General features: G+C 52.0%; 12 protein-coding genes. 5 read left to right on the forward strand and 7 right to left on the reverse strand.

Annotated elements, in window-relative coordinates; translation table 11 throughout:
* Nucleotide 1 precedes the first annotated feature (1 nt).
* Nucleotides 2-970: an ADP-glyceromanno-heptose 6-epimerase gene (rfaD, locus tag ACZ51B_RS05225; protein WP_464296181.1), complete on the reverse strand. Its 969-nt coding sequence runs from the start codon at nucleotides 968-970 to the stop codon at nucleotides 2-4.
* Nucleotides 971-990: 20 nt separating this feature from the next.
* Nucleotides 991-2,466: a D-glycero-beta-D-manno-heptose 1-phosphate adenylyltransferase gene (rfaE2, locus tag ACZ51B_RS05230; RefSeq protein ID WP_464296182.1), complete on the reverse strand. Its 1,476-nt coding sequence runs from the start codon at nucleotides 2,464-2,466 to the stop codon at nucleotides 991-993.
* 152 nt (nucleotides 2,467-2,618) lie between these two features.
* Here rfaE2 and gmhA point away from each other — a divergent pair, with 152 nt between their 5' ends.
* Nucleotides 2,619-3,209, forward strand: coding sequence for a D-sedoheptulose 7-phosphate isomerase (gene gmhA, locus ACZ51B_RS05235; RefSeq protein ID WP_464296183.1), 591 nt, complete (start codon nucleotides 2,619-2,621; stop codon nucleotides 3,207-3,209).
* A 9-nt stretch (nucleotides 3,210-3,218) separates the two neighbouring features.
* On the opposite strand, the gene ACZ51B_RS05240 is transcribed toward gmhA, so the two are convergent.
* The 3 genes from ACZ51B_RS05240 to glmS form a co-directional block, all read right to left on the reverse strand.
* Complete coding sequence (locus tag ACZ51B_RS05240; RefSeq protein WP_464296184.1) at nucleotides 3,219-3,563, reverse strand: sugar transferase; 345 nt, start codon at nucleotides 3,561-3,563, stop codon at nucleotides 3,219-3,221.
* Nucleotides 3,564-3,625: 62 nt separating this feature from the next.
* A complete protein-coding gene (locus ACZ51B_RS05245) occupies nucleotides 3,626-3,820 on the reverse strand; it encodes a sugar transferase (protein ID WP_464296185.1) in 195 nt (64 codons plus the stop codon).
* A gap of 242 nt (nucleotides 3,821-4,062) precedes the next feature.
* Entirely contained in the window at nucleotides 4,063-5,892 is a 1,830-nt protein-coding gene (glmS, locus tag ACZ51B_RS05250) for a glutamine--fructose-6-phosphate transaminase (isomerizing) (protein WP_464296186.1), read from the reverse strand.
* 83 nt (nucleotides 5,893-5,975) lie between these two features.
* On the opposite strand from glmS, the gene rfbB reads away from it, so the two are divergent.
* A complete protein-coding gene (gene rfbB, locus ACZ51B_RS05255; protein ID WP_464296187.1) occupies nucleotides 5,976-7,061 on the forward strand; it encodes a dTDP-glucose 4,6-dehydratase in 1,086 nt (361 codons plus the stop codon).
* A gap of 6 nt (nucleotides 7,062-7,067) precedes the next feature.
* Nucleotides 7,068-7,616, forward strand: a complete 549-nt coding sequence (gene rfbC / locus ACZ51B_RS05260) for a dTDP-4-dehydrorhamnose 3,5-epimerase (RefSeq protein ID WP_464296188.1) — start codon at nucleotides 7,068-7,070, stop codon at nucleotides 7,614-7,616.
* Nucleotides 7,617-7,691: 75 nt separating this feature from the next.
* Here the strand turns inward: rfbC and ACZ51B_RS05265 are convergent, their stop codons facing one another.
* Entirely contained in the window at nucleotides 7,692-8,141 is a 450-nt protein-coding gene (locus ACZ51B_RS05265; RefSeq protein ID WP_464296189.1) for a hypothetical protein, read from the reverse strand.
* Nucleotides 8,142-8,166: 25 nt separating this feature from the next.
* Between ACZ51B_RS05265 and ACZ51B_RS05270 the strand changes: the two genes are divergently transcribed.
* Nucleotides 8,167-9,003, forward strand: coding sequence for a TolB family protein (locus tag ACZ51B_RS05270; protein WP_464296190.1), 837 nt, complete (start codon nucleotides 8,167-8,169; stop codon nucleotides 9,001-9,003).
* 54 nt (nucleotides 9,004-9,057) lie between these two features.
* Here ACZ51B_RS05270 and ACZ51B_RS05275 read toward each other — a convergent pair whose 3' ends face one another.
* Complete coding sequence (locus ACZ51B_RS05275) at nucleotides 9,058-11,856, reverse strand: S8 family serine peptidase (protein ID WP_464296191.1); 2,799 nt, start codon at nucleotides 11,854-11,856, stop codon at nucleotides 9,058-9,060.
* A 144-nt stretch (nucleotides 11,857-12,000) separates the two neighbouring features.
* Here ACZ51B_RS05275 and ACZ51B_RS05280 point away from each other — a divergent pair, with 144 nt between their 5' ends.
* Nucleotides 12,001-12,894: a UbiA prenyltransferase family protein gene (locus ACZ51B_RS05280; protein WP_464296192.1), complete on the forward strand. Its 894-nt coding sequence runs from the start codon at nucleotides 12,001-12,003 to the stop codon at nucleotides 12,892-12,894.
* The last annotated feature ends 4 nt before the right edge of the window (nucleotides 12,895-12,898 follow it).

The raw sequence follows: 12,898 nt of genomic DNA on the forward strand, positions 1-12,898 counted from the left end.
GTTAATTAGTCTCAGCACGGAATTTGCGAGTCATCTCGTCAATCCCGCCTAGATACTCCGCAACGCCGTCTTCCAACCTGTAGAAAGGCTTATCATAACCCAACGACCTCAGTTGTGTTAAGTCTGCTTTTGTATTGAACTGATATTTCTCGACCAACTGGGGTGGGAACGGAATGTATTCAATGTGTCCGTTACCAACAGCCTTGATCACAGCGTTGGCAAGATCGTTGAATGAGCGGCTTTCCCCGGTACCTGCATTCACAACAGCCTGAACAGGGTCTCGCTGCCAGAAGTAGAGGTTAAGATCCACCAGGTCTTTGACGTAGATAAAGTCTCGGCGCTGGTCACCGTCAGCGTATTTGCCGATGCTTCCAAACAGCTTGGCTACACCCGTCGATTTCACTTGACTGTAGAGTTGATAAACCATGGAAGCCATTCGACCTTTGTGCCATTCACCTGGGCCGTATACGTTGAAATACCGAAGGCCGACCACTGTGGACTCCGCGCCGAAAGCCACGCGACGCACATATTCATCGAAGATCAGCTTTGAATAGCCGTAGATATTAAGAGGAGCTTCACTCTCGGCATTTTCGACTGCAATCTCAGAGTGGCCGTAGGTTGCCGCGCTTGAAGCATAGACCATGGGGATTTTGTTCTCAAGTGCGAAGTGAAGTAGATCCTTCGAGTACTCGTAGTTGTTATCCATCATGTACTCACCGTTGTATTCCATGGTGTCCGTACATGCGCCCTGGTGAAAAATAGCAGTCACGTTATCGAATGCGCCTTCTAGGAGAAGTTCGCGGAACTCTGCTTTCGGAAGGTAGTCAATGAACTTCTTCCCTACCAAGTTGCGGTACTTGTCCGCACTTTTGAGATTGTCCACCACGAGGATGTTTTCCTCGCCCATCTCGTTGAGACGGCCAAGAATGTTGCTACCAATAAAACCCGCTCCACCCGTTAATACGATCATTCAATTTTCCTTTAGGCACTTTATAGACTGTTAATTGCAGCCGCTAGTTTAGTGGTGCTAATCCCTTCCATGAGAGGAATTAGCTTGACTACACCACCGTATGACTCCACGAAATCGGCTCCAACGACCTTATCAGCCGTGTAGTCGTTCCCTTTAATCAAAATATCTGGACGAATCGCATCCAAGAGCTCTAGAGGTGTATCTTCTCCGTACACCACGATAGCATCCACGCATTCCAGGGCCGAAAGCACCTGGACCCGCTGGTTCTCTGGCATAAGCGGTCTTCCGTTGCCCTTCAACCTCTGGATTGAATCGTCCGAATTGATCGCCACGATCAATTTGTCTGCCGCGTTTGCGGAATCCTCCAGCAGTCGCACATGTCCTGCATGAAGCAGATCGAAACAGCCATTGGTCAGACCAATTTTATAGCCCTTAGTTCTCCACGCCTCAACCAGCCGCAGAATATCATCGGTTGCAAAGAGCTTCCGCAGACCCTCGGCCCGATTCTCTGACTGAACCGCGAGAAGAAGCTCGTCTCGTTCGACTGGGGTAGAGCCAAGCTTAGCAACCACTTGTGCGGCTGCCAAGTTGCAGAGTGCCAGTGAATCGAGAAGCGTCAGCTTGGATGCGTAGGCGGACACGAGAGTGGCAATAACGGTATCACCCGCGCCCGAGACGTCGTACACTTCTCGCGCCTTTGCGGGCACATGGTTAAGCTGATCACCCTGCAGCAGGGCGATACCATTCGCGCCGAGGGTCAAGGCGACAAACTCGAGATCGAGTCGCTTCTGGAGCAGTCGCGCGCTTTCATAAAGATCGTTGAGAGGCCAGCCTAATTTACGAGCGATGTCGGTCATTTCGCTCTTGTTGGGCTTGATTGCGGTCGCCCCGGCATATTTGTCGTAATCGACCCCCTTGGGATCCACAAAGACCGGAATGTCGTTCTGTTTCGCCAGCTTCATCAGTGCTTGGCAGAACGAAGGACCGCATACCCCCTTTGCATAGTCTGAGAGAATCACGGCGTTGTAAGGGTTCTCGATGAATAGCTCACGGATCGCTTGGAGCAGGATTGCTTCATCTTCCTCGCCTCTGGCGTCGGTCGTCTCTTCATCAATCCGCAGGAGCTGTTGGTGCTCACCAAAGACACGTGTTTTGGTGATCGTGCAAAAATCGTTAATCGATACGACTGCCTTCGAGCCGACGCCTTTAGACGCGCACAACTCGTGTGCAACTGCCGCATCGCGGTCATGACCGACATATCCAGCGAGGTCAACCTTAACTCCGAGATGGACCAAGTTGTTGGCCACGTTGGCAGCGCCACCCAACGTTTCGCTTCTTCTTTCAAGCCGTACGATTGGGACAGGGGCTTCTGGCGAGACACGGCTGACGCTCCCCCAAACGTATCGATCGATCATAAGATCGCCGACTACCAGCACCTTTAGCTTGGGAAACTCGTGGATGATCGCAGACTTCACTGCAAGAGGATCGTGGAACATATGAATCAACTTGTACTAAGCGATAGAAATAGCCGTTCCAAACCTCCGAGGCTCATAAGAATACCTGCACGGACAAAATTAGCTTTCCTCTGATTTAACCGAAAGGCTGAGGTATAAATCGGCAGACTCCAGCCGGAGACAGAGGGAAATCTATGCTGAACCATGAACACACCCACGCCCGCATTGAAGCGATCTTTTCTGAGCACGAGGCGGTTCTCCAGGACACCAGAAGCCTTGTTCCCCAGATAGAGCGTGTGGCAAACCTGCTCGTCGATTGCCTTGAGTCGGGCGGCAAGATACTGCTTTGCGGAAATGGTGGTTCGGCTTCGGACGCTCAGCACCTTGCAGGCGAGTTCGTTGGCCGATTCCTCTTGGATCGGGCTGCCTATCCTGCCATCGCACTCCATACGGACACCACCATTCTCACGGCTGTTGCGAACGACTACGGCTACGACGTGGTTTATGAGCGACAAGTCGATGCTCTTGGCCAGGCCGGAGACGTACTGATCGGACTTACAACAAGCGGCAACAGCGCCAACATCTTGAAGGCAGTCGCCTCCGCTAAGAAGAAGGGCATGAAGGTGGTTGGATTCACCGGCATGAGCGGCGGAAAGCTGGCTGCGGAGTGCGACGAGTGTTTTTGCATCCCGTCGATGATTACCGCGCGCATTCAAGAGATGCACATCATGATTGGACATGCACTTTGCGAGCTTTCCGAGGCTCACTTGGCAAACCAAAAATAGCACGAGAACTTAGTAGGCTCCGCGTCCCTTAAACACAGCGGCCGGAGTCTTTACAATGATGGCCAAATCGTTCCAGAAGGTCATCTCTTCGATGTATTTCCTGTCAAGGTCCATCCACTGCTCGAAGGTGAGATTGCTTCGGCCCATGATTTGCCAGTAACAGGTGATACCCGGTTTGATAGAGAGTCGCTTAAGGCAGTGGTCGTCGTACTTTTCCACTTCGCGAGGCACAGGCGGTCTTGGGCCAACCATGCTCATTTGCCCTGTGAGCACATGAATGAACTGCGGCAGTTCGTCTAGGCTGTACTTACGGATGAATCGACCGATCGGCGTCACGCGTGGATCGTCCTTCATCTTAAAAATTGGGCCGTCTTTCTCGTTATGCTTTTGCAGTTCGGCAAGGCGAGCATCCGCATCTAGTACATAGACCTGAACTTGAGGAAGAGGAATGGCTGACCACCTAAGCCAATCCGATGGCTCTTGTAGAAGACCGGTCCGGGACTCATGATCTTCACAAGCAGTCCAATGACCAGAATGATGGGCAGAGCCAAAAGCAGACAAATGGTCGACGCCACTATGTCGAAGGCTCTCTTAGCAAAGCGATATTTCACAGGATGAATCTCCACGTTAAATATCACGGGCCCAGGTACTTCTCCATAGGAGTTAGCTTCTCGGTGAGCAGGTGTTATCATCGTAGCCCAACTTTCAAAAAAATTCTCCAAACAAAAACAAACTGCACTACGATGTGCAATCTGATTATATACCCCTTCCCTGGTGCATACAATTCTTTTCCACTTTTGCAGCTTCGAATAAATACACTGTTAATCTTCGGATAGCGTTGCTCGTTCCTTGACTACTCAACCGTCACGGATTTTGCCAGGTTTCTCGGCTGGTCGATCTCACATCCTTTCGCCTTCGCTACGTAATAGGCAAGCAATTGGAGCGGAATCACGGAGAGGAGGGCGTTCAGAAAATCGAACTTGCTTGAAGGAAGATCAATCGTGTAGTCAGCCGCCTTCCGGGTGGTGCCAGTTGGATCGCTGGTCACGCAAACAACGGTTCCTTCACGAGCCTGCACCTCTTTCATATTGCTGATGATCTTGTCGGTAGTCGCAAGGTCCGTCGAGCCAAAGATAGAGACGACGCCTTTCTCGACCAGTGCCAGTGGACCGTGCTTCATTTCTCCAGCGGGTGACTCTTGCGTGGGGATATAGGCAACTTCCTTCAACTTCAGCGCCCCTTCAAAAGCCACATAGGCATCTGCTCCTCTACCTAGGAAGAAGCAGAGCTTTGTGTCTTTGATCTCCTCGGCGAGTTTGGCGACCTCATCGTTGCACTTCAGAGCCTCCTGTGCTAAGTCAGGCAGTCGTCTCAGTGCGTCTAGCCATTCGTCAACTCGAATACCAGGCGTCTCTTGGACTTGGGCCACATACAGCGCCAGAAGTGTGAGAACCATCACCTGAGCTGTATAAGCCTTGGTGCTAGCGACGGAAATCTCAGGTCCAGCCTGGGTTAGAAGTGTTCTGTCGCATTCACGGGCTATGCTGGAACCCACCGCATTGACGATGCCAAGCGTTCTGATTCGGCGCGACTTGCACAGTCTTAAAGCGGCAAGAGTATCCGCCGTTTCACCCGACTGACTTACAAAAATCGCCAAACTCTTAGGCGAGAGAACGGGGTCTCCGTACCGAAATTCGCTGGAGAAGTAGACATCGGTGGGCAGTCGGAGAAGCTTCTCGAACAGGTGCTTACCCATCAGACCCGCATGGTATGCCGTTCCACATGCGATGATGTTCACTCGGTCGATTTCGTTCCAAATATGCTCTGAGAACAACCCTTCCAGATGCACTTTGCCCTCATCATCAAATCGGCCTGCTAATGAATTCCGGATCACATCTGGCTGTTCAAAGATCTCCTTCAGCATGAAGTGTTCGTAACCGCCGCGCTCTGCTACGGCGACGTCCCACTCGATGTGCATGGGTTTAACGGGGAGCGCCCGACCGTCTCGATCTAGGATTCGGATCTCTTCATCATTTATGATGGCCAGGCAGCCCTCCTCCAGAATGATCACTTCTCGGGTGTAGGGCAAGAGCGCTGGGATGTCGCTTGCAAGCATGTTCTCGCCCTTGCCAAGGCCCAGCACTAATGGACTCGCGTTTCGAACGGCAACCAGTTTGTTGGGTTCTTTGGAGGAGACGACCACAAGCGCATAGGCACCCCGCAGTCTTTGGATCGCTCTGCGCACCGCATCTTCCAGCAAACCGCCCTTCGCGTACTCAACACCAACAATGTGAGCGGCTACCTCGGTGTCGGTTTGCGAGAGGAAGGTGTGTCCATCACGAAGCAGTTCTTCACGCAGATCCAGGTAGTTCTCGATGATGCCGTTGTGAACCAGTGCAATTTCCCCGGAACCATCGTAGTGCGGGTGAGCGTTGGTATCGGTAGGACCGCCGTGGGTTGCCCACCTCGAGTGAGCAATCGCGCAGTGTGACTGAGGATGGATCTCATCGAGGAGGGCCTTGAGGTTAGAAAGCTTGCCGGCTTTCTTCAGCACGTCCAGCCCGCCTGAGACGATGTAGGCCATGCCAGCGCTGTCGTATCCGCGATACTCCAGTCGCTTTAACTGATCATAAACAATTTCTGGAGCGTTCCTTGGACCTACATAACCTGCGATGCCACACATATAGAAAGAGCATACCTACCCCTTTTCGAACCCAAATCAGTGCTTAGGTAGAATGAAAATGCCCTATTTGAAGGAGAACCCTATTGTCTGACTCTACGTGGAACATACCTATTCCTAACGACTTAACCGTTCTTGTAACGGGCGGTTTAGGGTTCATCGGATCAAACTTTTTGAGGCTTGCAGTGCCGCATTTACCAAATGTAAATTTTGTAAATATTGACAAAGTCACTTACGCTGCCAATCCTCTAAACCTTGAATCGATTCATGATGCAGCGAACTACGCATTTGCCAAAGTGGACATCGCAGACCCAGTTCAAGTGGCTTCGGCCTTCAATCAATATCAACCGGATTGGGTAATCCACTTTGCTGCCGAGAGCCATGTTGACCGAAGCATTCTAAACCCGCAAGACTTCGTTTTTGCGAATGTTGTGGGCACCTATAATCTGCTAGAGGCGTGTCGCAAGCTCTGGGCAGACAAGAGCGGCAAGCTGTTCCACCACGTAAGCACCGATGAGGTGTATGGTTCACTTGGCGAAGATGGGCTCTTCACTGAAAGCACAGCTTATGACCCTAGCAGTCCGTACAGTGCCTCCAAAGCAAGCAGCGACCATTTTGTGAGAGCCTACAACCGGACCTACGGGCTGCCCACTCGCATCACGAACTGCTCCAACAATTACGGCCCCTACCACTTCCCTGAGAAGCTCATTCCCCTCATGATCCTCAACGCAATCGAAGGCAAGCCGCTGCCTGTCTATGGAAAGGGGCTCAATGTGCGGGATTGGTTATATGTTGAAGATCACTGTCGAGCCATTTGGACGGCCGCCTGCAAAGGGCGAGACGGCGAAACTTACAACGTTGGGGGCAACAGCGAGAAACGAAATATCGATGTAGTCAACCAGATTTTGGCAACAGTGGCCAATCTCACTGGAAAGCCCCTTCCAGAGCTACAATCTTTGATCACGTACGTTCAGGACCGTCCCGGTCACGACTTGCGGTATGCCATTGATGCCACGAAGATTCGCACCGAACTGGGATGGGAGCCTGTCGAGAGCTTTGACTCGGGACTTGCAAAGACCGTTAGCTGGTACCTTGACAACGAAAAGTGGGTCGAGAGTGTCCGGACGGGTGCGTACCAGTCCTGGATAGACCAAAACTACGTCGCCCGCTAGGAATCTATGACCGTTTCGAAGACTGAGTTAGAGGGAGTCCTCATCATAGATCCCAAGTGCTTCCACGACAACCGTGGATATTTCCTGGAGACTTTTAACGCAGTCAGATACCGTGAAGCTGGGATCGATATTGAATTCCCTCAAGACAATCTTTCTTTTTCGACTAAAGGTGTCCTGCGGGGTTTGCACTTTCAAAATCCGAATCCTCAAGCAAAATTAGTGCATGTCTTGCAGGGAGAAGTGTTCGATGTCGCCGTTGATATCCGCGCTGAATCGCCCACCTTTCGCAAGTGGGTAGGTGTTCTTCTTTCGAGTGAGAATCACCGTCAGTTTTACATCCCAGCGGGATATGCGCACGGCTTTGTCGTACTAAGCGAGACAGCGTTGTTTGCCTATAAATGCAGTTCCCTATACGATCCTAGCGCTGATGGCAGCATTTTATGGAATGATCCTGAGATTGGCATCCAGTGGCCGATTGAAACTCCGATCATCTCCGAAAAGGACGCTCGGGCTCTTCCCCTGGCAGCCATTCCTAAAGATAAGTTGACGTTTTAGGCGTAAGAATTCTTTAATTTTTTCGGCTTCCGAAACGTGTTTGCTACAGGCATGATCGCGGGGTACCGAAGATTTCTACAAGATGTACGAATCTTCGGAATTTTGGCGGCGATTGCGCGCGATGAGAACTCCCCTTGCAGGCACGAGTATTGCTCTGTTGCTGATTGCTTGCGGTGGAGGAGGTGGTGCGACCCCAGATCGTACGCCTGGGAGCGCTGGAGGTTCAGCAGGAACGTCGGCCGGTACATCCGCAGGCACGTCTGCAGGATCATCCGCAGGAACTTCAGCGGGAACGTCGGCCGGTACATCCGCGGGCACGTCTGCAGGATCATCCGCTGGTTCTTCAGCAGGAACATCGGCGGGTTCATCTGCAGGCTCGTCATCCGGTTCATCGGCTGGCTCTTCAGCGGGTTCATCCTCTGGTTCTTCCTCAGGAACAACATCTGGGACAACATCTGGAACCACTTCCGGATCCACTTCGGGAAGTACCTCCGGTGGGACGGGCACTCTACCAACCAATGCCATTATTTACGGTGATGAAACCACAGGCGTGCTAGAAGCGCGTTACTATGCTGTTTCCACCGGCACCGATGCCACTTTCGGAACCTTTGACTCCACGGTTACAGCTGCAATCCCATCTTCTGATGGAGGCTGGATCATGGCGGTGAATAACGGCGGATCGTTTAGCATCGCTAAGAACACAACGGTGAGCGCGTCTGGTGCAACGACCCTTGTCGCAGGCCCCTTTTATGGCGTTACCATGCTTCAAAGCATTCCGGGTAGCAACCTATTCGCCTTCGTCGCACAAGACATCACAGGCAACAATCTGTACACAATGCCCTTATCTGGTGGCACACCCAAGCTAATCGATAGCGCAGAGTACGCCTTCGTCAGTTATGACGGATCAAAGGTTGTCTACACCCAGCCATCAGCAAACGGAAGTTTCCTTTACACACGCACCCTTAGCCCGCTTGGGAATGTTTTGATTCTAGCGGACGACACTGCCTACAATTCCTCTCCTCAATTTAGCAAGGATGGAACGAAGGTGGTCTATTCCTCAAATAAGGACAACCCTGGCAGCGGCACCCCTAGCGATCTGTACGTTATTTCCGCGAGTGGTGGTACACCGCTACAGATCACGAACACACCAGGCGAATCCGAAATGGGCGGCTCGTTTAGTGAAGATGGAAATACGATCTCGTTCATCAACGACACGTTTAGCCCAAGCACGACGGGGCTTTACCGAGTCGCATCAAATGGGACCCAAAATCCTGTGCTGATCAAGCTGATCACAGTTCCTTCGACGAGCACCTACTGGACAACCAGTCAAGGAAGATCATTCGGTTCGAGAAGGGGATTCTTCCAAAGAATCCGGCACAAACGATAAGACATCGAACAAGACCGGCAGCAAGACGAAAGCCTTGCTGCCGATTTTTCGTTTTTAGGGTGTCACGACAATGTTCACTGTTGGAGTTTCCTCTCCATACCAACTCACATTGTCTTTCACCATCTGCCATTTGAAGGCATAGGTGCCAGGCGTCGTGGGAGCGGTGCAATTTAACGTGTACGTCTTCGCCTGATTGAACATGATCTGCTCATTTCCGTTATTTGCCACTCGACTGAGACCCCATGTCGTGTTGTTGTTCGGCATTTTGGAGCCGAGTTGATACACCGCATGGTGCCATGCCCTGCTACCTCGGTTCTTCATCGTTATCTGTGCAGTAAAGCTAGATCCTGCAGATACCGTTGCTGGAACCGATTGGGAGACGAACTGGCTTGCTAGTGGAGGAGCAACCAACACAGAGTAAGTTGTACTGGGAGTTCCAAAAGGAGCTCCGTTGTTCACCATGCCGAACTGCATGTCGATATAACCCACTGTATTGGGCGCTGTCACATTGAAGCTAAATGTCTTGCTTGCGTTGATCGCAATCGTGTCGGCTGGATTAAGATCAATCCGACTTACACCCCAAGTAGTGTTGGCGAGGGAGTTCATTGAACTCAGCCAAATACCCGAAGAGGCTGTCCAAGGATCGGTTCCTATATTCTTAAAAGTGAAGGATACAGGAGCCGTTTGTCCAGGCACCATGGTTGCCGGAATGGTTTGACTGACGAATGCAGCGTTGCTTACCGAATTGCCAAACCGTTTGGAAACGACACTCGTAAGTCCAGCACCATTCGTGTAAGTGACCGTGAGGTACCAGTTGCCTGAAGTCGGCACAGGCAGGGCCGGAACGGTTGTTACGGCTGTTTCCGAGACGACTTCGGTGTCTCCAAGCACCTCACTACCACCTTCTGTCCGCCCAATGCGTAACGTCAGTTTGTCGATGCCTGTCTCCGTGTCGTAGGCAAATTGATCGAACGTGATCGTGGATGCCGAAGTGGACAATACTTTGAAGTGGTCAATGATCGGAGGTGTCTCATCACCCGTAAATCCACCGCACCAGAAGTCCACTCCCGTCAAGTCAGATCCTTGCTTGACTCGGATCGTACGCGTCTTCGACGAACCAAACGGTGCCGCTGAGATCTTGTAAATGCCAGCTGGCATGCCATCAAACCGATAAGTACCATCCTGCTTGGAGGTCGTTTGATAGGTCTTTTTTGTGAGAGGGAACGGTTTCGCCGTCACCCGCACGTTCGGGACGGGTGTTCCTCCGTAGTAGATAATCCCGTGCGCACCACCTATGGAAGCACCGCGTTCGTTGGACTCGTTGAGGAGTCCTTCACAGTTCAGAGCACCGTAGCCCTGTGACGGATCCCACCCACCCTTTGCTGATCCATTGGAGTTGAAAGCAGAAGCCTCCAAAGCTCGAAACGCCCGAATGTTGTTGTAATTCCCTTGTCGTAGGTTGTTCTCACCATAGAACAATCCTGCTGCACCAGAGACGATCGGGCATGCCATCGACGTGCCAATGAGGTAAGTGTATTCGAGAGTGTATGGTGGGAATAGCGCCGCGATGTTGCTGAGGTCACAAGGCTGTCTACATGCGGTCGAGAAGATGTATTGAAGCGCAAACGCGGTCTGGCTGTAAGTGACGAGATTTCCGCCTGGCGCGGCGATCCCGACGTAATAGCCTGAACCAGCATAGTTGTCACTGGCATGGACAAAGTTGGGGCCGTTTGCGGTAACCGCAAGGGCTCCACTGCAGGCCGCAGGATAGATCGGCCCGAGATTGCCTCCTCCACTACCATCTTCATTGCCTGCAGCCACGACGAGTGACCCTTTCTGCCAGGCGTACGTGACCGCATCCTGGAAAATCTGTGAGTAGTTGGTGGTTCCCAGTGAGAGATTGATGATGTCGGCGCCATTGTCGGCAGCGTAATAGATCGCCATGGCCGCATCCATGTCGCTCCCAACACCCTGGTCATCGAAGACTCTAAGAATCATCGCGCGGGAGTTATAACCCACTCCGATCACTCCATGACTATCAAAGCCACCGTTGTTGCCTGCCGCTACAGCGAGGCCTGTGACGTGGGTGCCATGTCCATTGGTGTCCACATAACTGCCACCTGGGACGACGTCCCCATCCTGGAACTGAGCACTGAGTGACTTTACGATCTGACCGCCAAACGCAGAGTCCGTGTTGGAGCTTCCCGCGTTGGCAAAGTCTGGGTGGTCCACATCCGCGCCGGTATCAATGATCGCGATGAGCGGGGCATTTCGAGGCTTGGTAACTGCCGTGTACCACGTGTTAGGATAGATGCCCCAGGCTGTTTCGGCTGCCGTGTCATCCAAATGCCATAAACGTCGAAAAGAAGCTTCACCGGTATCTTCCAGATCAAAAACCATCGGTTGGTCTGTTTCGATCACTGGATAGTCCGGATCGTTTGGTGTGGTGATCAATGAGTAGATACGATTGACCGGTTGTACCGACACAACATCTGGATCGTTTTTAATCGCCATCATGAGCCGGTTGGGATCTATGAGTGACGAGGTTTTCCAGCGAGTCCAACCCGGCGCTCGTAGACGCCGTGAGAACGTAGCGCCATGGAGCTTTTCCCCAATGCGTTGTTGAACGGCGAGCAGTTTAGTTTTTTGTTGTGGCGCGGCAGAGGTTTCGGCGACAAACTGTGCAGCCACCGAAGGCCGGAATTTAACAAGAAGTTCACCCGCAAAGATTTCGTTTTTCGGTCCACTCGGAAGCCTTGAAAACGCCTTTGAACGAATAGTGGGTAACTGCTGCCCCAAGGCACTAGCAACCACCACTCCAGCAGCTAAAGAAAATACAAACCTGAAAGGCATCAAATAACCCTCCTGACAAATGTGCGCGGGCAAAAATGCTCGCAACCGCATTGTATAGGGAAAGTTGCCGGGTTTGAAGGTGTTTCTTTTGCTAGTTAACGGTAGGCTCGTTTCTTGCCTGAAAGGTGTTAAGTAAATCAGATCATGCCGCTGCCTACTTCCCTACAACTGCTCCGGCCCAAACAGTGGACCAAAGGATTTCTGGTTTTTGCGGCGCTCCTTTTTACGAAGGGATATCTCTACCCTGCTAAGATCGGCTCCTCACTCATAGCTTTCGCAGCGATGGCGCTTGTGAGTTCAGCGGTGTACGTAATCAACGACATCATTGATATCGAACGAGACCGAAACCACCCCACCAAGAACACCCGCCCACTCGCAGCGGGCAGCATTTCGGTTCAAATCGCGTGGGTGTTATGCCTTCTGTGTTTGATCTCCGGTATCGGCTTGTCGCTGGTTCTTGGAGTGGGAAGCATAACCATCATCCTGAGCTATCTCGTGCTTCAGGTCTTGTACAACGGCTATTTCAAGCGTGTTCCTGTAGCCGATGTGTTTTGCCTAAGCCTCGGCTTTGTGCTTCGGGCGTCGTTAGGTGCGGCTGCGATACACGCCTATATCTCTGGGTGGCTTCTCTATTGCACAGGAGCTCTCGCGATGCTTCTCGCCTTCGGTAAGCGACGACATGAGTTCATTTTGAAAGGCGAGCAGCGGAACGAATGTCGGGAAAGCCTTTCCGGTTACACACAGCAATCGTTGGATGCGATGCTCATGGTCGCCGCAGCCAGCGCCGCGTTGAGCTACGGCATCTACAGCCTGGAAAGCCCCACCGCAAAGCAATATCCAGCCCTCATAGTCACCTCGATCTTTGTCTTCTATGGGATCTATCGTTACCTGTTCCTCGTGTTAACTCAGGGGGAAGGTGGCGAGCCAGAAAATCTCCTTCTACGGGACAAACACATCATTGCCAGCGTTATCTGTTTTGTGGCGTCAGCAGCAGTTGCATTGGGCGGTCTTCGGATTCCTTTCATAGAGGGCAGCTAGCCGC

The sequence above is a fragment of the Fimbriimonas sp. LA-C6 genome (assembly GCF_055398105.1).